Annotated in this window: 23 protein-coding genes; 22 read left to right on the top strand and 1 reads right to left on the bottom strand. The window is 35.8% G+C overall.

What is annotated here, in order from left to right:
* Positions 1 to 61 precede the first annotated feature (61 nt).
* The 11 genes from coaBC to spoVM all read left to right on the top strand — a co-directional run bounded on the left by coaBC (position 62) and on the right by spoVM (position 11,913).
* Complete coding sequence (gene coaBC, locus I5818_RS16060) at positions 62 to 1,276, top strand: bifunctional phosphopantothenoylcysteine decarboxylase/phosphopantothenate--cysteine ligase CoaBC (protein WP_078109723.1); 1,215 nt, start codon at positions 62 to 64, stop codon at positions 1,274 to 1,276.
* Positions 1,267 to 3,672 (top strand): primosomal protein N', encoded by a 2,406-nt coding sequence (gene priA / locus I5818_RS16055; protein WP_078109722.1) that lies wholly within the window; start codon positions 1,267 to 1,269, stop codon positions 3,670 to 3,672. The genes coaBC and priA overlap by 10 nt, the downstream gene beginning before the upstream one ends.
* A 109-nt stretch (positions 3,673 to 3,781) precedes the next feature.
* Positions 3,782 to 4,261, top strand: a complete 480-nt coding sequence (gene def, locus I5818_RS16050; RefSeq protein WP_373312610.1) for a peptide deformylase — start codon at positions 3,782 to 3,784, stop codon at positions 4,259 to 4,261.
* Entirely contained in the window at positions 4,258 to 5,202 is a 945-nt protein-coding gene (gene fmt / locus I5818_RS16045) for a methionyl-tRNA formyltransferase (protein ID WP_078109721.1), read from the top strand. Before def ends, fmt begins: the two co-directional genes overlap by 4 nt.
* Position 5,203: 1 nt before the next feature.
* Positions 5,204 to 6,544 (top strand): 16S rRNA (cytosine(967)-C(5))-methyltransferase RsmB, encoded by a 1,341-nt coding sequence (gene rsmB / locus I5818_RS16040; protein WP_078109720.1) that lies wholly within the window; start codon positions 5,204 to 5,206, stop codon positions 6,542 to 6,544.
* A 34-nt stretch (positions 6,545 to 6,578) separates the two neighbouring features.
* Positions 6,579 to 7,340, top strand: coding sequence for a Stp1/IreP family PP2C-type Ser/Thr phosphatase (locus I5818_RS16035; RefSeq protein WP_058002601.1), 762 nt, complete (start codon positions 6,579 to 6,581; stop codon positions 7,338 to 7,340).
* Positions 7,334 to 9,316 carry a Stk1 family PASTA domain-containing Ser/Thr kinase gene (gene pknB / locus I5818_RS16030; protein WP_071976652.1) on the top strand — a complete coding sequence of 661 codons (1,983 nt, stop codon included), beginning with the start codon at positions 7,334 to 7,336 and terminating at the stop codon, positions 9,314 to 9,316. Before I5818_RS16035 ends, pknB begins: the two co-directional genes overlap by 7 nt.
* Before the next feature lie 23 nt (positions 9,317 to 9,339).
* Positions 9,340 to 10,221: a ribosome small subunit-dependent GTPase A gene (gene rsgA / locus I5818_RS16025; protein WP_058002603.1), complete on the top strand. Its 882-nt coding sequence runs from the start codon at positions 9,340 to 9,342 to the stop codon at positions 10,219 to 10,221.
* A gap of 2 nt (positions 10,222 to 10,223) precedes the next feature.
* Positions 10,224 to 10,874: a ribulose-phosphate 3-epimerase gene (rpe, locus tag I5818_RS16020; protein ID WP_078109719.1), complete on the top strand. Its 651-nt coding sequence runs from the start codon at positions 10,224 to 10,226 to the stop codon at positions 10,872 to 10,874.
* A 122-nt stretch (positions 10,875 to 10,996) separates the two neighbouring features.
* Complete coding sequence (locus tag I5818_RS16015; protein WP_078109718.1) at positions 10,997 to 11,644, top strand: thiamine diphosphokinase; 648 nt, start codon at positions 10,997 to 10,999, stop codon at positions 11,642 to 11,644.
* A 188-nt stretch (positions 11,645 to 11,832) separates the two neighbouring features.
* On the top strand, positions 11,833 to 11,913 hold the full coding sequence (spoVM, locus tag I5818_RS16010) for a stage V sporulation protein SpoVM (protein WP_058002606.1): 81 nt from the start codon (positions 11,833 to 11,835) through the stop codon (positions 11,911 to 11,913).
* Between the two features lie 57 nt (positions 11,914 to 11,970).
* Here the strand turns inward: spoVM and rpmB are convergent, their stop codons facing one another.
* The gene (gene rpmB / locus I5818_RS16005) at positions 11,971 to 12,159 is read right to left on the bottom strand and encodes a 50S ribosomal protein L28 (RefSeq protein ID WP_058002607.1); all 189 of its coding nucleotides are present in this window, start codon (positions 12,157 to 12,159) and stop codon (positions 11,971 to 11,973) included.
* A gap of 330 nt (positions 12,160 to 12,489) precedes the next feature.
* On the opposite strand from rpmB, the gene I5818_RS16000 reads away from it, so the two are divergent.
* The 11 genes from I5818_RS16000 (at position 12,490) to rnc (ending at position 23,226) form a co-directional block, all read left to right on the top strand.
* Entirely contained in the window at positions 12,490 to 12,855 is a 366-nt protein-coding gene (locus tag I5818_RS16000) for an Asp23/Gls24 family envelope stress response protein (RefSeq protein WP_058002608.1), read from the top strand.
* A 14-nt stretch (positions 12,856 to 12,869) separates the two neighbouring features.
* Positions 12,870 to 14,543: a DAK2 domain-containing protein gene (locus tag I5818_RS15995; RefSeq protein WP_078109717.1), complete on the top strand. Its 1,674-nt coding sequence runs from the start codon at positions 12,870 to 12,872 to the stop codon at positions 14,541 to 14,543.
* A gap of 140 nt (positions 14,544 to 14,683) precedes the next feature.
* Positions 14,684 to 15,346 (top strand): L-serine ammonia-lyase, iron-sulfur-dependent subunit beta, encoded by a 663-nt coding sequence (gene sdaAB, locus I5818_RS15990; RefSeq protein ID WP_058002610.1) that lies wholly within the window; start codon positions 14,684 to 14,686, stop codon positions 15,344 to 15,346.
* Between the two features lie 69 nt (positions 15,347 to 15,415).
* On the top strand, positions 15,416 to 16,303 hold the full coding sequence (gene sdaAA, locus I5818_RS15985) for an L-serine ammonia-lyase, iron-sulfur-dependent, subunit alpha (RefSeq protein WP_078109716.1): 888 nt from the start codon (positions 15,416 to 15,418) through the stop codon (positions 16,301 to 16,303).
* Complete coding sequence (gene recG / locus I5818_RS15980) at positions 16,296 to 18,341, top strand: ATP-dependent DNA helicase RecG (protein ID WP_078109715.1); 2,046 nt, start codon at positions 16,296 to 16,298, stop codon at positions 18,339 to 18,341. Before sdaAA ends, recG begins: the two co-directional genes overlap by 8 nt.
* Positions 18,342 to 18,438: 97 nt before the next feature.
* Positions 18,439 to 19,002 (top strand): transcription factor FapR, encoded by a 564-nt coding sequence (gene fapR / locus I5818_RS15975; protein WP_078109714.1) that lies wholly within the window; start codon positions 18,439 to 18,441, stop codon positions 19,000 to 19,002.
* A 60-nt stretch (positions 19,003 to 19,062) separates the two neighbouring features.
* Entirely contained in the window at positions 19,063 to 20,052 is a 990-nt protein-coding gene (gene plsX / locus I5818_RS15970; RefSeq protein WP_078109713.1) for a phosphate acyltransferase PlsX, read from the top strand.
* A gap of 12 nt (positions 20,053 to 20,064) precedes the next feature.
* Positions 20,065 to 21,006, top strand: a complete 942-nt coding sequence (fabD, locus tag I5818_RS15965) for an ACP S-malonyltransferase (protein ID WP_071976659.1) — start codon at positions 20,065 to 20,067, stop codon at positions 21,004 to 21,006.
* A 173-nt stretch (positions 21,007 to 21,179) separates the two neighbouring features.
* Positions 21,180 to 21,923 (top strand): 3-oxoacyl-[acyl-carrier-protein] reductase, encoded by a 744-nt coding sequence (gene fabG, locus I5818_RS15960; protein WP_078109712.1) that lies wholly within the window; start codon positions 21,180 to 21,182, stop codon positions 21,921 to 21,923.
* Between the two features lie 88 nt (positions 21,924 to 22,011).
* Positions 22,012 to 22,245, top strand: coding sequence for an acyl carrier protein (locus I5818_RS15955; protein ID WP_058002617.1), 234 nt, complete (start codon positions 22,012 to 22,014; stop codon positions 22,243 to 22,245).
* A 234-nt stretch (positions 22,246 to 22,479) separates the two neighbouring features.
* The gene (gene rnc, locus I5818_RS15950) at positions 22,480 to 23,226 is read left to right on the top strand and encodes a ribonuclease III (protein WP_058002618.1); all 747 of its coding nucleotides are present in this window, start codon (positions 22,480 to 22,482) and stop codon (positions 23,224 to 23,226) included.
* Positions 23,227 to 23,285: the final 59 nt, after the last annotated feature.

The following is a 23,285-nucleotide window of genomic DNA, read 5'->3' as shown; positions in this document are numbered from 1 at the left end:
CTTTTAACTAGGAACAAAATCATTCATAATATAAGAACAATGCTTAAATGGAGGAATAGTCATGATAGGCAAAAAGATATTATTGTGTGTAACTGGTGGAATAGCAGTATATAAGGCAGCAGCATTAACAAGTAAGTTAACGCAGGCAGGTGCGAAGGTAAAAGTGATTATGAGTAAGTCAGCATGCCAGTTTGTCACACCTTTAACTTTTCAAGCACTTTCAAGAAATGATGTATATACGGATACTTTTGATGAAAAAAATTCTGAAGTCATCGCACATATAGATTTAGCAGATTGGGCGGATTTAGTTCTTATTGCCCCTGCAACAGCGAATATTATTGGAAAATTAGCGAACGGGATTGCTGATGATATGATTTCAACAACATTATTAGCAACAACAGCACCAATATGGATTGCCCCTGCGATGAATGTACATATGTATGACCATCCAGCAGTAAAAAGAAATATTACTATATTGGCTGACTTTGGATATCAATTTGTGGAGCCTAGTGAAGGCTATCTAGCCTGTGGCTATGTAGGTAAAGGACGTTTAGAAGAACCTGAGAAAGTGGTTCAATTATTAGGTGAGTACTTTAAAGAATCAAAGCAAGAGTTAAAAGGGAAAACCATTCTTATTACTGCAGGCCCAACAAAAGAGATTATCGATCCCGTGCGTTATTTAACAAATCGATCCTCTGGTAAAATGGGTTATGCTCTTGCAGAGGAAGCAGTGAAAATGGGAGCGCAAGTTATTCTTGTTTCAGGTGATGTAGGCTTAAAAATACCAGATCAAGTAGTGCATGTTCCAATTGTGAGTGCACAGGATATGTTTGAAGCAGTAATGAAGAACTATAAACATGCAGATATTGTCATTAAAAGTGCAGCAGTAGCTGATTATCGTCCAAAAGAAGTTTTTTCACAAAAAATGAAGAAAAAAGAAGGAAATTTAGTTATTGAATTAGAGCGTACGAAAGATATATTAAAAGAATTAGGTTTAAAACAGGATAAACCATATTTAGTAGGATTTGCGGCAGAAACTGAAAAAGTTGATGAATATGCTTGGGGTAAACTAGAACGAAAAAATGCCGATATGATTGTAGCCAATGATGTAAGTAAAGAAGGGGCAGGGTTTGCTGGGGATACGAATATTGTCACTATGTATAAAAAGAATCATACAAAAAGAGCGCTACCACTCTTAAGTAAAAATGAAACAGCAAAAGCGATTCTTGATGAAGTGATTCAGGAAATTAAAAAGAGTGATCAAGTATGCGAATAGCAAGTGTAATTGTAGATGTTCCTACAATGAATACAGATAAATTATTTGATTATCTTGTTCCTGAACAATGGGAGGAGTTTATCCAACCTGGTATGAGGGTGTCTGTTCCTTTTGGTCCACGATTAATCCAAGGATTCATAATTGAATTAAAAGAACACACTGAAGTAATGAAATTAAAGTCAATTCATGAACCATTGGATATATATCCAGTATTAAACGAAGAATTATTAAATCTTGGTAAATGGTTATCCGAACAAGTATTATGCTTGAAAATATCTGCATATCAAGCAATGTTACCAGCAGCTATGAAAGCAAAATATGAGAAGGTGTTTAAACGTATTGATGATAGGACTAATCCATTTTTGGATGAAATATTTGGAAATAAAATGGAACTGAAATGGGATGCTGCTTCCGAAAGAAAACTCCTTCCACTACTACAGCAGGAAATAAAAAATGGAACAGTTGAAATAAAATATTTAGTAAAAAATAAAGCGAATAAAAAAACAATACGTGTAATTAAGTGTCTATTAACAAATGAAGAACTTCTTCAAACAATTGAAGGTCTTTCACAAAATGCTTTAAAACAAAAAAAAGTATTAGAATATTTTCTCCAGAATGGAAATGAGTATATACCTGTTAAGCAGGTACAAGAAGTTACAGGTGTAGCTCCTACTACTATACGTTCATTAATAAGCAAAGGTTACTTTCAAGAAGAAAATAAAGAGGAATATCGTGATCCTTATGAACATCGAATCTTTGAGAAAACTAAACCTTTTCAATTGACAGAGGAGCAGTCAATGGCAATGGAGCCAATTATTCGTTCCATTGAAGGCAACTATCAAGAAACGTTCCTATTAAATGGGGTTACTGGTAGTGGGAAGACGGAAGTCTATTTACAGTCTATTCAAAGTGTGCTAGACAAAGGAAAAGAGGCGATCGTACTTGTGCCTGAAATTTCTTTAACCCCACAAATGGTTGAACGATTTAAAGGACGGTTTGGGAATGATGTCGCTGTCCTTCATAGTGGGTTGTCCATTGGAGAAAAGTATGATGAATGGAGAAAAATTGAACGTAAGGAAGCAAGGGTGGTGGTTGGAGCAAGATCGGCTATATTTGCTCCGTTTGAAAACCTAGGGATTATTATTATTGATGAAGAGCATGAAAATAGTTATAAGCAAGAAGAAAATCCTCGTTATCATGCTAGGGATATCGCCATTTACCGCGGAAAGCTTCATCAATGCCCGGTAATACTAGGGAGTGCAACTCCTTCACTAGAGTCATTTGCAAGATCCCAAAAGGGTGTTTATACACTACTTTCCATGAAAAAAAGAATGAATAACCAAGCATTGCCTTCTGTTTCAATTGTGGATATGAGGGAAGAGCTTCGCGAAGGTAATCGCTCTATGTTTTCAAGAGAACTATTTGAAAAGCTACAGGATCGTCTATCTAAAAAGGAACAGACTGTCCTTTTTTTAAATCGACGAGGTCATTCTTCATTTGTGATGTGTCGTGATTGTGGTTATGTTCTACAATGCCCTCATTGTGAAATTAGCCTTACCTATCATCGTTTTACTAGTCAGATGAAATGTCATTACTGTGGATACGAAGCCAGTGTTCCATCTGTTTGTCCAGAGTGTGATAGTGAGCATATTCGATACTTTGGTACTGGAACACAAAAAGTAGAAGAGGAATTAGCAAAACTCCTACCAGAGGCTAAAGTGATCCGGATGGATGTAGATACAACAAGTCGAAAAGGAGCACATGAAAGATTACTACAACAATTCCAGGAGGGAAAGGCAGATATTTTATTAGGAACACAAATGATTGCAAAGGGGCTTGATTTTCCTAATATTACTCTTGTAGGTGTATTAAGTGCTGATACGATGCTGCATTTACCAGACTTTCGTGCTTCAGAAAAAACCTTTCAATTATTAACACAGGTGAGTGGAAGAGCAGGTAGACATCACTTAGCCGGTGAAGTCGTGATTCAAACGTATACTCCGGAACATTATAGTGTCGAGCTTGCTGGAAAGCAGGATTATGATCATTTTTATAAAAAAGAAATGATGATGAGAAAATTGGGCTCCTATCCACCATTTTATTATCTTGCATTGATAACTGTTAGTCATGAGGATTTAATGAAGGTCGTATCGATTACCGAAAAAATATCGAACTATCTTCATTCAAAATTATCTAAAGAAGCAATTATACTAGGACCTGCCACATCACCGATTCCAAAGATCAATAATAGATATCGATATCAATGTTTGATAAAATACAAACGGGAACCAAATTTAACGCAACAGCTCCGTCATCTATTAGAACATTACCAACAACAAATCACATCAGAAGGATTAACCATCAACATAGATGTCAATCCTTATATGATGATGTAGGAAAATTTGCAGTTTAATTTTCCAAAGAAAATTTGCCATATAATTTTCCAAAATAATAGTGTTTGCACAGAGCTGGAATGAATAGAGGAAAAGAGGTAACATCTTGGCGATACTAACGATTGTAAAACATCCGGCAGAGGTTCTTGAAAAAGAATGTGAACCGGTAAAGCAATTTGATAAAAACTTAAAAACATTACTCAATAATATGTATGATACGATGCTAGCAGCAGATGGTGTAGGATTAGCAGCACCACAAGTTGGAATTGATCAACAAATAGCTGTAGTTGATATCGGTGATGAAGCAGGTAGAATCAATTTAATTAATCCTGTGATTCTTGAAACAAAAGGTGAACAAACAGATATAGAGGGATGCTTAAGCTTTCCGGGGTTATACGGAACAGTTTCACGTCCCTATTACGTAAAAGTAAAAGCACAAGATATAAAGGGAAGAACATTCTTTTTAGAAGCAGAAGATTATCTTGCACGTGCCATTCAGCATGAAATTGATCATTTGCATGGCATTTTGTTTACATCAAAAGTTCTTAAATATATTGATGAAGAAGAATTAGAAGGGTATGAAGGAGAATGACAAAAGTTGTATTTATGGGAACGCCAGATTTTTCTGTTCCAGTATTAGAGAGAATTATACAAGACGGGTATGAGGTATTAGCTGTCGTTACACAACCAGATCGCCCGGTCGGAAGAAAGAGAATACTTACTCCAACCCCTGTCAAGGTTGAAGCAGAGAAACATCAAATCCCTGTCTATCAACCTGAAAAGCTTCGTGGATCAGAAGAATTAAATACCATAATCAAATTAAAACCAGATATAGTAATTACTGCAGCATATGGACAAATTTTGCCAAAGGATTTGTTAGATGCTCCTGAGCTTGGTTGTATTAATGTACATGCCTCATTATTGCCTGAGCTACGTGGGGGTGCACCAATCCATTATGCAATTATGCAGGGAAAGAAAAAAACAGGGATAACAATTATGTATATGGCTGAAAAGCTAGATGCTGGTGATATTATTAGTCAAGTTGAAGTCCCAATTACAGAGGAAGATAATGTGGGTACCTTACATATTAAATTGAGCAAAGCGGGAGCGAATTTATTATCGGATACATTACCAAAGCTTATCAATCATGAGCTTACATCCATTCCACAGAATCACGAACTAGCAACATTTGCATCAAATATTAAACGTGAACAGGAAAAAATTGACTGGTCTAAAACAGGTGAAGACATTTACAACCATATTAGAGGTTTAAACCCATGGCCTGTTGCTTATACAACACTTAATGGGAATGTCATGAAAATTTGGGAATCTAAAAAAGTTTCTTTATCAGAACAGCATCCAGCAGGTAGTATTGTAGAAAAAGAGAAGGATGGAATCGTCGTTGCTACAGGTAATTTAACAGGTATAAAGATAACTGAGTTACAGCCATCAGGAAAGAAAAAGATGTCTGGAGAACAGTTTTTGAATGGAACTGGTTCTACTTTACCTATTGGAACAATATTAGGAGAATAATATGGCAAATAAAAAGAAGAATGTACGTGAATCAGCGCTTGAAATATTAGAAGCAATTGAGAAAAATCAGGCTTATAGTAATTTACTTTTAAACCACGTAATACAAAGAAATTCTATTAGTGGTCCTGATATTGGATTATTAACGGAAATTACTTATGGAACAATACAAAGAAAATTTACACTGGATTATTTCTTAAAACCATTTATAAATAAGAAAATAGAAACCTGGGTACAGATACTTTTACGGCTTTCTTTATATCAAATGGTCTATTTAGATAAAATTCCTGATCGTGCAGTTATTTATGAAGCGGTTGAAATTGCCAAGAAAAGAGGACATCACGGGATTTCAGGAATGGTTAATGGCATTTTAAGAGCTGTTCAAAGAAAGGGTCTCCCTTCTTTAGAGGAGATACATAATCCAATTGAAAAAATCTCAATTGAGACTAGTCATCCAAAATGGATGGTCAAGCGCTGGGCCGAACAATTTGGATTGGAAAAAACGAAAGAAATGTGTGAAGCAAATCTTCTAGCCCCTCTACAAACAGCACGAGTAAATATGACTAAAGCTTCAGTAGAGAAAGTGAAGCAAATGTTAGAAGATGAAGGATATGAAATTCAATATAGTCCGCTAGTTCCTGAATCGCTTAGATCATTAAAGGGAAACCTTGCCCAGTCACAAGCATTTAAGAATGGCTATATAACAGTCCAAGATGAAAGCTCAATGCTAGTAGCCTATGCTATGAACCTAACTAAGAATCTTAATATTCTAGATTGTTGTGCAGCTCCTGGAGGAAAAACGACGCATATTGCCGAAAAATTAAATGGAACAGGTAAAGTGATTTCATTAGATTTACATGAGCATAAAATAAAATTAATAAGTGAAAATGCGGACAGGCTAGGATTAAATAATGTTGAAACTAGGGCAATGGATAGTAGGCAGGTAAGCGAGAATTTTAAAGGTGAATCCTTTGATCGAGTATTGGTAGATGCGCCATGCTCAGGTTTAGGTGTGTTGAGGAAAAAGCCTGATATAAAATATAGCAAAACATTACAGGATCTTCAATCACTTCAGACCATTCAAAAAAGTATTTTGATTGAAGCATCACGTTTAGTCAAACCTGGTGGTTTGCTTGTTTACAGTACATGTACTGTTGATAAAGAGGAGAATGAAGGGAATGTACAAGAGTTTTTAAAAGAGGCAAATGATTTCGAAGAATATCCACTACAACTAACTGAAATGATCCAGCCGTTAGTTAACAATAATCGAGTGCAAATTTTCCCTCAAGATTTTGGTGGAGATGGATTTTTTATCTCATGCTTCAGAAAGAAGGGGAAGAACTAAGTAACGATAAGAAGAAATGGGGTGACCTCTAAAGATGAGGGCTGTTTTTCGAACAGATAAGGGGAAAATTCGTCAACGGAATGAAGACAATGGGGGAATTTTTACTAATTCAGCAGGTGATCACCTTGCGATTGTGGCAGATGGAATGGGTGGTCATAATGCAGGTGATGTGGCAAGTAAAATAACAGTAGATTTAATGTATAAAAATTGGACGCAAGCACCAAAAATGACTAGTGCTGAAATGGTTGAAAAATATTTACATGAAATTGTGACAGAAATTAACCAGTCTTTATTTGAGCACGCTAATAATAATATTGAGTGTGAAGGTATGGGAACTACATTAGTTGCCGCTGCCTATACAGATGATTTTGTAACAATAGCTAATATTGGTGATAGTCGTTGCTATTTATTTAATGAGGATGGATTTAAACAAATTACTGAAGATCATTCATATGTTAATGAATTGGTGAAAACAGGAATTATCTCAAAGGAAGATGCAGAGCATCATCCCCGTAAAAATGTCGTTTTAAAAGCATTAGGTACTGAACAGTCAATAGAAGCTGATGTAAAAACGATTATCATTGAGGAAGGGGATTATTTACTTTTATGCTCTGATGGTCTTTCGGACAAATTGACCGAAGACCAAATTAAGGAAATTTTAGAAAATGAAAATAACATCGAAGAGAAAGCACAAATATTAATTGACATGGCAAATGACCATGGTGGTGAAGACAATATAACACTTGTTATTATCGAAGTTTCTTCTTCTGATGAAGGCGGGTGTAATGAATGTTGATTGGTAAAAGAATAAGTGACCGCTACAAAATAATTAGTATGATTGGCGGCGGCGGTATGGCTAATGTTTATTTAGCCAGAGATATGATTCTAGATCGAGATGTAGCAATCAAAATATTAAGATTAGATTTTGCAAATGAACAAGAATTTATCCATCGTTTTCAACGGGAAGCCCAGTCTGCGACAAGCTTAAATCATCCTAATATAGTCAATATCTATGATGTAGGAGAAGAAGAAGATATTTATTATTTAGTGATGGAATATGTAGATGGGATGACACTGAAGCAATACATACAGCAGTTCTATCCAATATCGATTGAGAAGGCACTTGACATAATGGCACAGCTTGTTTCTGCTATTTCACATGCCCATCAACATCAAATTATTCATCGTGACATTAAACCACAAAATATTTTAATTGATCATGATGGGATTGTGAAAATCACAGATTTTGGAATAGCGATGGCATTAAGTGCAACTTCTATAACTCAAACTAATTCTGTATTAGGGACAGTGCATTACTTATCACCGGAACAAGCCCGTGGCGGAATGGCTACTAGAAAATCAGACATATATGCTCTCGGTATTGTCATGTTCGAATTATTAACTGGCAGATTGCCATTTTCAGGTGAATCTGCCGTTTCCATTGCATTGAAGCACCTACAGACGGAAACCCCTTCAATGAAAAGATGGAATCCTAATATTCCACAAAGCGTAGAGAATATTGTATTGAAGGCTACGTCAAAAGATCCTTTTCAACGTTATGATAATGTGGACGAGATGGGGGAAGATATTCGAACAGCATTAGATCCGGAAAGGATTAATGAAGCTAAATTCACAATTCCTGAGGATAATGAAGCAACGAAAGCGATTCCTATCATTACAAATTTACACTCAATGAATCCAAAAGAGGAAACGATTATTCATTCGAAAGATAGCGGATCACAGGATATAGATCAAACAGGCGTAAATGAGGATAAGAAAAAAGACAAAAAAAAGAAAAAAAGAAAATGGCCGTGGATCGTTGGTGGGTCCTTCGTTTTTCTAATTATCATTGCTGTACTCGGCTTTCTTTTCTTGCCAACAATGTTAGGGCCAAAGGAAATTAAAGTCCCTTCAGTTAAGGAAGTTAGTTTGGATAACGCCGTGAAGACGATTAGAGATGCTAATCTTAAGGTTGGTAAAAAAATTAAAACTTCTAATGAAAAAATACCCGAAGGATACGTGATTAAAACGAATCCTAAAGCAGGGAAATTAGTTAAAGAGGGAGCCGAAATTGATATTTATGTCAGTAGTGGTAAGGAGAAATTCTCCCTATCTGACTATACAGGAAGGTCCTATGAAGAGGTTTATGATCTTTTAAACAATCAAAAGTTAAAATTTAAGGATATAAAAATGACAGAAGAATACAGTGATAGCCCCGCTGGTACGATTATTGAACAGGATCCTATATCTGGAGATGTAGTTCCTAGTGAGACCGTGTTAACATTTACAGTGAGTAAGGGATTAGAAAAAATTAGTCTCAAGGATTTAAGAGATTATAATGAAAAAGGTTTAAGGGATTATGAGGAGTCAACGGGCCTAGTTATTGATATGTCAAAAGAAGAATATAATGATACAGTAAAAGAAGGACTGGTCATATCACAATATCCTGCTCCAGGTGCACAATTAATCAAGGGGGATAGGGTCCAAGTCGTAATGTCTAAAGGGCCAAAAGAAAAACCACCGAAAACAGTGGAAAAAGAAATATCTATCCCATATGAACCGGGCGAAGAAGAACAGAAGCCCGAAGAGATTCAAATTTTCATTGAAGACATGAATAATAATCTATCTGTTCCGTTTGATACGTTTACAATTACCGAACCGACTAAAAGGCTTTTACAATTTACAATAAAAGAAGGAGAAACTGCCAAATATCGTGTTATGAAAGGAAATGAAGTAATTCTGGAAGATGTCGTTCATTATCCTAATGATTAACTAAATTTGAAGGAGTCGATGCTATGCCTGAAGGAAAAATTATCAAGGCATTAAGTGGATTTTATTATGTATTAGATGGTCATCAAATTATCCAATGTAGAGGGAGAGGGGTTTTTAGAAAAAATAAAATTACCCCTCTTGTTGGAGACTCTGTTGTTTACCAGGCAGAAAATGAGCGGGAAGGATATATTATGGAGGTATATGAAAGAAAAAATGAGCTAATTCGACCTCCAATTGCCAATGTAGATCAAGCGATTCTTGTGTTTTCTGCTAAAGAACCAGATTTTAGTTCGATATTACTTGATCGCTTTTTAGTAATTATTGAATCTAATGAGATTAATCCCATCATTTGTATTACAAAGATGGATTTATTAACGGATGAAGAAAGATTGAAGTTAAGTGACTATGTAAACGATTATCGAAAAATTGGTTATGAAATCACTTTATCCTCCTCTAAAACAGAAGAAGGATTAGATAAGCTTTTGCCACATATAAAAGGGAAAATTAGTGTGTTTGCTGGACAATCTGGAGTAGGGAAGTCATCTCTATTAAATGCAATTAAACCTGATCTTGAATTAAAGACGAGTCATATTTCTTCTCATTTAGGTAGAGGAAAGCATACTACCCGCCATGTTGAATTAATTGATATCGAGAATGGCCTAGTTGCTGATACTCCAGGTTTTAGTGCTTTAGAATTCGATACCTTAGAGGCAGAATACTTATCAAATTGTTTCCCTGAAATGGCAGCACTGAGAAATGATTGTAAATTTCGCGGTTGCTTACATTTAAATGAACCTAAATGTGCAGTTAAGGATGCTGTGGCAAATGAAGAGATACCTAGGTATCGTTATGATCACTATTTACAGTTTTTGCAGGAAATAAAAGATAGAAAGCCGAGGTACTGATTATGGTGAAAATTGCACCATCGATATTATCTGCAAATTTTTCAAAATTAGCTGATGAAATAAAAGATGTCGAAAAGGCAGGAGCCGATTATATTCATATAGATGTAATGGATGGACATTTTGTTCCAAATATTACGATGGGTCCATTAGTTGTTGAAGCAATTCGTCCTATTACAAAACTTCCTTTAGATGTTCATTTAATGATTGAAAATCCGGATCAATTCATTGAATCTTTCGTAAAGGCAGGAGCGGATTATATAACTGTTCATGTTGAAGCGTGTAAACATTTACACCGTACGATTCAATATATCCGTTCCTTTGGTGTGAAAGCGGGTGTAGTTCTGAACCCGGCAACACCAGTTGAGATGATCAAGCATGTTCTGAAAGATATTGATATGGTATTACTTATGACGGTAAATCCTGGTTTTGGAGGCCAACGTTTTATTATGAGTGTACTTCCAAAAATCAAACAAGTTAAAGAGCTGATTGACCAGGAAGGATTAAATATTGAGATTGAGGTGGATGGAGGAATTAATCCTGAAACAGCAAAACTTTGCACTGATGCAGGGGCGAATGTATTGGTAGCTGGTTCTGCCATTTATAATCATGAAGACCGTAAAAAAGCAATCAATGAGATTCGTAAAACATTATAATAATAACAAACTAGTCAGCTATTTGCTGGCTTTTTGTTTAGTTTAAGTAACAACTAGAGCGGTTTTTAACGTTTATTAATTCGTGAAAGCTTTACCTAAAGAATAAGAAAGGAATGAAAAACATGCAACCAATTATACATATTGTCGCAGGTGGACCTCGTACATATATTCCTGATCTCTCCAACTATCATTCATCAGAAGTAATATGGGTTGGGGTAGATTTTGGCGTGATGTATTTAATTCAAAATAATATTCACCCTTCATTGGCGTTTGGTGATTTTGATTCTGTTACAAAAGACCAATGGGAACAACTGAAACAAATTACGAATAATATTAAAAAATATAAACCAGAAAAAGATGAAACAGATATGGAGCTTGCTTTTTTATGGGCAATAAATCAAAATCCACGGATCATAAGAATTTTTGGAGCAACCGGTGGAAGAATGGATCATTTTATGGCTAATGTTATGATACTAACAAGGGAAGAAAGTATTGGATGTACAATAGAAATCATTGATAAACAAAATATAATTTCCGTTTTTTCTCCAGGTCGGTACACGATAAACAAAATAGATAAAAGATCATATATTTCTTTTATTCCCCTCAGTAAACATGTAGAGGGAATAACATTGCTTGGCTTTAAATATCCGTTAGAAAATAAACACATACAAATGGGATCGACATTATGTATCAGTAATGAACTTATTGAAGAAACCGGTACTTTTTCTTTCACATCAGGCATATTAATGATGATAAGAAGTGAAGATTGATAATTTTATAAGCCCTTTTTTCAGGGAGCGTACTCATTTTTATTTGTTATGAATAAACTATTTTAACCCGATATATTTGGGCAACTGGATTAGCTTTTTTACACTATTTTTAGAAAACTATTTGATTTTCTAATCTAGTGGTAATCTGCTCGATATTGGTTTTGTAAGTTAAATGAGGAGGGACATGTATGAAATTTTATACAATTAAGTTACCTAAATTTTTAGGTGGAATTGTTCGTGCGATGCTAGGGACGTTTAAAAAAGAGTAAAAAAAAAATGCCGATTGTCGGCATTTTTTTTACTATGCCAGGATAATGCTGAAACGATTATACGCGTTCAACTTTTCCTGATTTTAATGCTCTTGCAGAAACCCAAACACGTTTAGGCTTACCATCTACAAGAATACGAACTTTTTGAAGATTAGCTCCCCAAGTACGTTTATTTGCGTTCATTGCGTGAGAACGTGAATTTCCTGAGCGAGTTTTACGTCCAGTTACAACACATTTTTTTGGCATATTATTTCCCTCCTTACCCTGAAGTCGAAATATCATATGTTTCATCACTTCAATATTCATCATAAAAAGATACTTTAATAATTTATCATACAACCCTCAATAATGCAAGACTCCAACTAAAACCTTTCAAGAAAAAATACTTGACAAAAAGAAAAGCGAAGGCGACTGGTCTGCTCCGACAGGCAGAGTGGAAAATCCTCCTTATGATATTCCTAAGTCAGCCTTTGACTTCAAAGTATCGATTTTTATTCGACTTTTAAATAAAAATATATTATAGTAAAATGACTATAGCTAGGTTAAAGTTATGAATACAGTTAGGGGGAAAAGCAAATGTCCATTGAAATGAAAACAAATTTTGGTCATATAGATATTTCTCACGATGTGGTTGCAACAATCGCAGGTGGAGCTGCCATCGATTGTTACGGTATTGTCGGTATGGCATCTAAAAATCAAATTAGAGATGGAATCACTGACATTTTGCGTAAAGAAAATTTCTCTCGCGGTGTCATTGTACGTCATGAAAATGATGAATTACATATTGACATGTATATAATTGTTAGCTATGGAACAAAAATTTCAGAAATCGCACATAATGTTCAATCAAAAGTGAAATACACACTTGATAAAACGATTGGAATATCTGCAGACTCTATAAACATCTTTGTTCAAGGAGTCAGGGTGACAAACCCGTTATAAGGAGGAAAAGATTCGTGGCAATTACATCTTTGGATGGAAAACGTTTCGCGGAGATGGTTATAAAAGGTGCCAACCATTTGGCAAGTAATGCGAAAATAGTTGATGCTCTAAATGTATTTCCAGTACCAGATGGAGACACTGGAACAAATATGAATTTATCAATGACATCAGGTGCAAAAGAGGTTCAAAAAAATGTACAAGACCATATTGGTCATGTTGCAGCTGCCCTGTCTAAAGGACTACTTATGGGGGCAAGAGGGAACTCTGGAGTCATTCTTTCTCAATTGTTTCGTGGGCTAGGTAAAGCAATCGAAAATAATAAAGAAGTAACAACAAAGGAATTTGCTGCTGCCCTTGAGGCGGGTGTAGAGACAGCATATAAAGCAGTAATGAAGCCGGTTGAAGGAACAGTTTTAACAGTCGCAAAAGATGCTGCAAAAAAAGCTGTAGAAATTGCCAAAATTGAAATCGATTTTATTCCATTCATGGAATCTATTGTAGAGGAAGCGAAAAAGTCTTTAAATCGAACACCAGAATTACTTCCTGTATTAAAAGAAGTAGGAGTAGTTGACAGTGGTGGACAAGGACTTGTTTTTGTTTATGAAGGATTTTTGGCGGAATTAAAAGGGGAAGCGTTACCAAATGAATCAACTATTTCTTTTTCAATGAATGAGATGGTAAGTGCAGAACATCATAAAAATGCCCAAAGTTTTATGAATACCGAAGATATTGAATTTGGGTATTGTACGGAGTTTATGGTGAAATTTGAAGAAGATAAATTAAAAAAACATCCGTTTTCAGAGGAAAAGTTTCGTAATGAATTAAGTCGTTTTGGCGATTCATTACTAGTTGTATCCGATGATGAACTGGTTAAGGTTCATATCCATTCTGAACAACCAGGTGAAGTATTAACATTTGGGCAACAATACGGCAACTTAATCAATATGAAAATCGAAAATATGCGACAACAGCATAGTTCAATTATTGGAGATATGCATAACACATTAGAAACAACGGTACCTAAAGAAGAACAGGAATACGGAATTATTGCTGTTTCTATGGGCCAGGGAATTGCTGATTTATTTAAAAGTATTGGTGCTAGTGCTGTAATTGAAGGCGGTCAGACGATGAATCCTAGTACGGAAGATATATTGACTGCTGTAAAAGAAGTAAATGCGAGAAAAATAATTATCTTGCCGAATAATAAAAATATTATTATGGCTGCTGAGCAGGCGGCACAGGTGTCTGAACAAGAAATAATTGTCTTACCTACGAAAACCGTACCACAGGGAATGTCAGCATTACTTTCATTTAACCCGTCCTTATCTTTAGAGGAAAATGAGAAGTTAATGAAAGAAGCGATCCAACATGTGAGAACAGGGCAAGTAACTTATGCAGTCCGGGATACAACAATTGATGGGATCTCCATTGAAAAAGATGATTATATGGGCATAGCTGATGGGAAAATTGTTGAAACAAGTAAAGATCTTATTACAGCAACGACTTCATTGGTAAATAAAATGGTCAATGAAGATGATGAGATTATTACAATTATTTACGGCGAAGATATTTCAGCTGAACAGGTAGAAAATGTGACAGCATTTATTGAGAAGAATTATGAAGATATTGAAGTTGAAGTTCATAATGGAAAACAGCCTTTATATTCATTCATTATTTCTGTTGAATAATATTTCTTACCAGCTAAAATAATTTTACCAATGAAACAATTGAAGATATAATATATAGAAGGGGAAACCCTTCTATTTCCTTTTTATCGACAAAAATCGTTAATGTGAATATAATATCTAGTCGAGGGAGTTGGCCAAAAATGAAATATAAAAGCGTATTTGATATTATCGGTCCGGTCATGATTGGACCATCCAGTTCGCATACTGCAGGAGCTGCTAGAATTGGTCGAGTTGCTCGTACACTTTTTGGCAGAGTTCCTAAATGGGCGAAAATCTATTTTTACGGTTCTTTTGCGGAAACCTATAAAGGACATGGAACAGATGTTGCAATAGTCGGTGGTTTACTAGATTTTGATACTTTCGATGAAAGGATCATCAATTCTATTAATCTTGCAAAAGAACAAGGATTGCATATCGAATTTTTTACCGAAACCGCTGTTCCAGACCATCCGAATACAGCAAGACTTGTTATTGGTGATGAGATTGGTGAAATGGAACTTGTGGGAATTTCCATAGGTGGAGGTAAAATTGAGATAACTGAACTGAATGGCTTTGAACTTAGATTAACAGGACATCATCCAGCCATATTAGTCGTTCATAATGATCGATTTGGAGCTATCGCAGCAGTTTCCAATGTATTATCAAAATATGAAATCAATATTGGACATATGGAAGTTTCCCGTAAGGAAGTAGGACAAATGGCACTAATGGTCATTGAAGTTGATCATAATATTGATGAATTCATTTTGAAAGAAATTCAAGAACTACCTAATATCACACAAGTTGCTAGAGTTGTGGATTAATTTAATTCTATTTGAAAAGTAAAGTTTTGGGAGCGCTTACGGTATAGCAACTAGTAAGGAGGTTTTAAAATGTTTAAAAATGTAGCAGAATTAGTGGAAATGGCAGAAACTCAAAATAAAAAAATCTCCGAAATCATGATTGAACAAGAGATGGAAGTGACAGGCAGATCACGTGGAGAAATTTTCTCTCAGATGGACAAAAGTCTAAAAGTGATGGAAGATGCTGTAGAACGTGGATTAAATGGAGTGACTTCTCACTCTGGTTTAACAGGTGGAGATGCTGTTTTAATGCAACGATATATCGAAAAAGGGAATTTTTTGTCAGGTGAAACTATCTTAGATGCAGTAAGTAAGGCTGTAGCAACCAATGAAGTAAATGCGGCAATGGGAACGATTTGTGCAACGCCAACTGCTGGATCTGCAGGTGTAGTACCGGGTACTCTATTTGCAGTGAAAAACAAATTACATCCAACACGAGAACAAATGGTTCAATTCCTTTTTACTTCAGGCGCATTTGGTTTCGTTGTTGCGAATAATGCTTCCATTTCTGGTGCAGCTGGTGGCTGTCAAGCAGAGGTTGGATCAGCAGCAGGGATGGCAGCTGCTGCAATTGTTGAAATGGCAGGTGGGACACCTTCTCAATGTGCAGAGGCCATGGCGATTACCTTGAAAAATATGCTTGGACTTGTTTGTGATCCTGTTGCAGGCCTTGTTGAAGTACCATGTGTTAAAAGAAATGCGATGGGTGCTGCAAATGCAATGGTTGCAGCAGATATGGCTTTAGCAGGAATTACAAGTCGAATTCCATGTGATGAAGTGATTGATGCAATGTTTAAAATAGGGCAGAGTATGCCTACTGCTTTAAAAGAAACTGCTCAGGGAGGACTTGCGGCAACTCCAACCGGCCGAAGATTAGAGGCTAAAATTTTTGGAATGCCACTAGGTGACCGTGACTAATTTAAAGGATTCTGTATCTATCATTAAAGGTATTGGTGAGGAAACCGCGAGTATCCTTGCATCTATGGGGATATTTACTGTTTTTGACTTACTAGAGCATTTCCCTTATCGTTATGAAGATTATCGATTACGAGATTTACAGGATGTTGAGCACGATGAGAAAGTGACTGTTGAGGGGAAGGTTCATAGTGAGCCTTCTCTTATGTTTTATAGTCGTAAACGTTCCAGGTTAACTATTCAATTATTTGTAGGTAGGCATCTAATAAAAGTTTACTTTTTTAATCAACCATATTTAAAAAAGAAGCTAAATATTGCTGATACAATAACGGTGACAGGAAAATGGGATAAACATCGTGCAGCAATAACTGCCCAAGAATGTAAGCTGGGCCCCCATCAAAATACAGCTGAATTTGAACCTGTTTATTCTGTTAAAGGATCATTAACGGTCAAAACATTGAGGAAATTTATACTTCAAGCATTTCAACATTATGGTCATGAAATTGATGAAAATCTACCAATTTCCTTAATAGAAAAATACAAATTAATGGCAAGGAAAGACGCCATGAAAATGATGCATTTTCCCGAATCTCAAGAAGATGTAAAGCACGCTAGAAGACGATTTGTCTATGAAGAATTTCTATACTTTCAATTAAAGATGCAGGCTTTAAGGAAATTTGAAAGAGAACATTCTGCGGGTATTGCGCAGCACTATGATTTAAAAAAACTGCGTGATTTCTTCGACAAATTGCCCTTCCCACTAACAGGTGCACAAAAAAGAGTTATTAATGAAATATGTGCAGATTTGAAATCCCCCTATCGAATGAATCGCTTATTACAAGGGGATGTTGGTTCAGGGAAAACTGTAGTAGCTGCAGTTGCATTATATGCTAGTTGGACCGCGGGATATCAAGGTGCTTTAATGGTACCAACTGAAATATTAGCGGAGCAACATGCAAGCTCTTTACAAGCTCTATTAGGACAGGTTGGTTTGGAAGTAGCTCTACTAACAAGCTCGGTTAAAGGAAAAAAACGAAAAGAGCTTTTAGAGAGATTGGAAAATGGGGAGATTAATATCTTAATTGGAACCCATGCATTGATTCAGGATGAGGTTCAATTTCACCGTCTAGGTTTAGTAATAACTGATGAACAACACCGATTCGGGGTTGAACAAAGGAGAATACTAAGAGAAAAAGGGATTGCTCCTGACGTTTTATTTATGACGGCTACACCAATTCCAAGAACATTAGCCATTACTGCTTTTGGCGAAATGGATGTTTCAATTATTGATGAACTGCCAGCTGGGAGAAAAATGATTGAAACCTATTGGGCAAAACATGAGATGCTAGAGCGTGTATTAGGATTTGTAGAAAAAGAGTTATCTAAAGGGAGACAGGCATATGTCATTTGTCCGCTTATTGAGGAATCTGAAAAGCTTGATGTTCAAAATGCGATAGACGTATATCATATGCTTACGGATTACTATCAATCAAAATTTCATGTTGGGCTTATGCATGGTCGCCTCCATCCAGATGAAAAAGAGCAAGTAATGAAAGAGTTCAGTAGCAATCAAATTCAAGTACTTGTCTCTACAACAGTCGTAGAGGTTGGGGTAAATGTACCGAATGCAACAATTATGGTCATTTATGATGCAGAACGTTTTGGTCTTTCACAATTGCATCAGCTTCGAGGCAGGGTCGGTAGAGGAGAAGATCAATCATATTGTTTTCTACTTGCAAACCCAAAAACAGATGTTGGTAAGGAAAGAATGAAAATAATGACAGAAACCAATGATGGGTTTTTATTAAGTGAAAAAGATCTTGAGCTTCGTGGACCTGGAGACTTTTTTGGAAAAAAACAAAGTGGGTTGCCTGAGTTTAAAGTTGCGGACATGGTACATGATTATCGTGCACTTGAAGTAGCACGAAATGATGCGCAGTTACTTATAAATCAGGAGGATTTCTGGACAAATGATGAATATACTCAATTAAGAAATTATATTGAGAAATCCGGAGTATTAGCAGGAGAAAAATTAGACTGAAGGAGAATGCAAGATTACTTATCTTGCATTCTCCTCATTCTTTTTATATACTACTATTAGTACCAAGTCCTAATATCGTGAATGGTGATGATTGTTGATGAAGATAATGAAAAAAGAACGGCAAATACGATTACAGGATACGATAAAAACTAATCCATTTATTACTGATGAAGAACTGGCAGAACAATTTCATGTAAGTGTCCAAACCATTCGCTTAGATCGACTGGAGTTATCTATTCCAGAGTTAAGGGAAAGGATAAAGAATGTTGCGGAGAAACGTTTTGCAGATGAGGTCATTTCACTTCCGATCGATGAGGTTATCGGAGAAATTATAGATATTGACCTGGATAAAAGTGCAATATCTATTTTCGAGGTAAAAAAAGAACACGTGTTTAAACGAAATGCGATTGCACGAGGACATCATCTTTTTGCACAGGCAAATTCATTAGCAGTTGCAGTGATCAATGATGAATTAGCATTGACAGCTAAAGCGAATATTCATTTTACTCGTTCGGTAAAGCTAGGAGAACGTGTGATTGCAAAAGCAAAAGTATACGATGTACATAATGAAAAAGACCGAACTGTTGTAGAGGTTAATAGTTTTGTTGGAAATGAACTTGTATTTAAAGGTGAGTTCGAAATGTATCGAAATAGTCATTAATTTAAATAGATGTGATTGTTTCGATAATAGATAGAGTTTGAAATAGAAAAGGTGACAAATATGAAAATTGCTATTGATGCAATGGGTGGAGACAACGCTCCTAAGGAAATAGTTTTAGGTGTAAATAAAGCAATTAAAGAATTTCCCGATATTGAAATAATACTATTCGGGAAAGAAGATGAAATTAAACAATATTTAGAAGAAAATCCACGTGTTGAGGTTGTCCATACTGATGAAGTAATCGAAGGAACTGATGAGCCTGTCAAAGCCGTTCGACGTAAAAAACAAGCCTCCATGGTCTTGATGGCCCAGGCAGTTGCTGATGGCAAGGCAGATGCCTGTATTTCAGCCGGAAACACAGGAGCATTAATGGCTGCAGGGCTATTCGTTATTGGACGAATTGACGGAATTGAACGTCCTGCACTTGCCCCTACTTTACCAACAATTGATGGTAAAGGTTTTGTTATGCTAGATTTGGGTGCAAATGCTGAAGCGAAACCAGAACATTTACTCCAATATGCCATTATGGGGTCCATCTATGCAGAGAAGGTACGTGGTATTGCTAAACCACGGGTTGGCTTATTGAATATTGGAACGGAAGAGAAAAAAGGAAATGAATTAACGAAAAAAACATTTGAAATGTTAAAAGAAGCTGATTTAAACTTTGTAGGTAATATTGAATCAAGAGAGCTTTTACAAGGTCCGGCTGATGTTGTCGTAACAGATGGATTTACTGGTAATATGGTGTTAAAAACAATTGAAGGTACGGCAGGATCGTTATTCTCACTCTTAAAAAAAGCATTTATGACGAATTTTAAAAGTAAATTGGCTGCTGGTTTAGTAAAAAATGAGCTTAAAGAATTAAAAAATATGATGGATTACACTGAATATGGTGGTGCAGGTCTTTTTGGTATAAATTCACCGGTTATTAAGGCTCATGGTTCATCAAATGCCAATGCCCTTTATAATGCAGTAAGACAAGCACGAGAAATGGCTAGTCATCAAGTGACACAAATTATTAAAGATACGATAAAAAAGGAAAACAAGTAAGGAGAGATTATCATGGGGAAAATTGCATTTGTTTTTCCAGGTCAAGGTTCTCAAACGGTTGGTATGGGAGAATCAGTAATTGAAAATAATGCTGATGCGAAATCAATCTTTGAACGTGCAGACAAGCGTTTGGGATATTCTTTATCAACTATTATTTTAAATGGACCATTGGATCAATTAACATTAACGACCAATGCACAGCCAGCATTACTTACTACGAGTATAGCTATATTAAATTGTCTTGAAGAAGCAGGAATACGTGCAGATTATACAGCAGGTCATAGTCTTGGAGAGTACACAGCACTCGTTGCAGCTGGAGCAATTGATTTTGAGGATGCCGTTTATGCTGTTCATAAACGTGGTGAATATATGGAAGAAGCTGTGCCGAATGGTGAAGGAACGATGGCTGCTGTACTTGGCTTGGATCGAGATTCACTTCAAGAAATTACAAAAGAAATTACGTTAAGTGGTCATTCTGTTCAATTAGCAAATTTAAATTGTCCAGGACAAATCGTTATTTCTGGGACAGTAAAAGGTGTTGAACTTGCTTCGCAAAAAGCAAAAGAATCAGGTGCAAAGCGTGTACTTCCTTTACAAGTAAGTGGACCATTTCATTCTGAGCTAATGAAACCAGCTGCAGAAAAATTTGTCCAGGTTCTTGATGAAATTACTGTACAAGATGCTAAAACACCAGTTATTGCTAATGTTACAGCAGGAGCAATGCATCAATCTCAAGATATTAAAGCAAAACTAATTGAACAATTGTATTCACCTGTTTTATGGGAGGATTCAATCGTTACAATGATCGAAGATGGTGTTGATACTTTTATAGAAATAGGGCCAGGAAAAGTTTTATCTGGATTAATAAGAAAAATAAATCGAGATGTTAAAACATACTCCGTTCAAGATATTGAAAGCTGTGAAAAACTTATTAGTGAACTAAGTAGTAACTGAGCGCTCAAATATGAATGAAATCGGTTTTCGTATAGTTTGTTGCTTATGTAATAGCCCTACTGTAGGGTACTTTCTAATAAGGTACAGTCGTTCCGTTCTATGCGTTAAAGTATTACCTACAATAACAGTATTGTTATAGAAAATAGCATAAATAATAGCTAGGAGGAGAAAAGATGCAGCTTGAAGGAAAAGTTGCCCTTGTTACGGGTGGATCGCGTGGAATTGGACGTGAAATTGCATTAGAACTAGCAAGAGAAGGCGCTAATGTTATTGTGAATTATTCAGGGAGTAAAGATAGAGCTGAGGAAGTTGTCAAAGAAATATTAGCTTTAGGTAGAGAGGCCAAAGCCATTCAGTGTAATGTTGCCAATAATAATGAAGTGCAAGATATGGTCAAAGAAACAATTGAGACTTTCGGTAAAATCGATATTCTTATTAATAATGCAGGTATTACAAGAGATAATTTATTGATGAGAATGAAGGAAGAGGAATGGGACGACGTTATTAATATCAATTTAAAAGGTGTATTCCTTTGCACAAAGGGAGTAACAAGGCAAATGATGAAGCAACGTTCTGGAAAAATAATTAATATTGCTTCCATTGTTGGTGTAAGCGGTAATCCTGGACAAGCTAATTATGTAGCTGCAAAATCTGGAGTGATAGGTTTAACTAAAACGACAGCAAAGGAGCTTGCATCACGTGGGATAAATGTTAATGCTGTAGCTCCAGGATTTATAACAACCGATATGACTGATAAGCTTCCTGAGGAAGTTAAATCTGAAATGCTTAAGCAAATACCGTTAGCTCGCTTTGGTGATCCAAAACATGTTGCAAGTGTGGTAGTATTCTTAGCTTCTACTGCATCTGATTATATGACAGGTCAAACCCTCCATGTTGATGGTGGCATGGTAATGTAGTTGGTAGAGGCAATTACAACTCCTCTATAAATTTCACTTTATTATTTAAACAAATTCATCTATAATGTCTTGAGGGGAGGTGAACCATATGGCAGACGTATTAGAACGTGTAACGAAAATTATCGTGGATCGTTTAGGTGTAGAAGAATCTAAAGTTACTTTAGAAGCTTCTTTTAAAGACGATTTAGGCGCAGATTCCCTTGATGTAGTTGAATTAGTAATGGAACTTGAGGACGAATTTGACATGGAAATTTCTGACGATGATGCTGAAAAAATCGCAACAGTGGGTGACGCTGTTAATTACATACAAGCTCAAGCATAATCGTTCAATAATGATCGAACAAGGGTGCCCTAAGTGATTTGTTCACTTAGGACACCCTCTTTTACTTTTTTCTTTGCTAAACTTTGATATATTAAAGATTTAATAGAGAAAGCTATGAAATGACTATTTAGTTTAGTTATGATATTTAAAAAATGACCTTTGCACTAAAGGCAATTTTTTAATAAACTTTATATGTAGTTTTAAATAACAGAGATTAACAAGGTGGATGACCAAATGCGTAGATCATATCGTGCAAATGAAAAATATTCATTGAAAATAGACGAGAAATTTAACCAATTCCAAAAGAAAATGGGAATAGAATTTAATCAGTTACAATTATTAAAACAAGCATTTACACATTCATCATATGTGAATGAGCATCGTAAAAAACTTCATGCTGATAATGAACGACTAGAATTTTTAGGTGACGCCGTTTTAGAACTTACTGTTTCACAATATCTTTATAATAAATATCCTACGATGAGTGAAGGCAAGCTAACGAAGTTACGAGCTGCAATAGTTTGTGAACCATCACTAGTTACATTTGCTAATGAATTAAATTTTGGTGAGCTAGTTCTTTTAGGTAAAGGGGAAGAACTGACAGGGGGAAGAACACGTCCTGCTTTGCTTGCAGATGTATTTGAAGCATTCATTGGTGCTTTATATTTAGATCAAGGTCTTGAAACAGTTATTTCTATATTAGAAAAGGTTGTATACCCAAAAATAAATGCCGGTGCTTTTTCTCATGTGATGGATTTTAAAAGTCAATTGCAAGAATTTGTTCAAAAGGATGCTTCTGGTTTACTTGAATATATCGTTCTTCAAGAGCGGGGTCCTGCCCATAACCGTGAATTTGTCTCTCGAGTCACACTTAATGGTGAAGAATTAGGAGTAGGAACGGGAAGATCAAAGAAGGAGGCAGAACAGCATGCTGCTCAAATTGCCTTAAGTAAACTTAAAACACCAATAATTGAACAATAGTTATGGCAGTATCACTTCTCCTAGAAGCATGAATATGTGAAGAGGAAGAAAAGAAAATG

It is taken from the genome of Heyndrickxia oleronia (assembly GCF_017809215.1).
GTDB lineage: Bacteria > Bacillota > Bacilli > Bacillales > Bacillaceae_C > Heyndrickxia > Heyndrickxia oleronia.
Note: the sequence above shows the minus strand (reverse complement) of the source record. Positions and strands in the feature narration are given on the sequence as shown.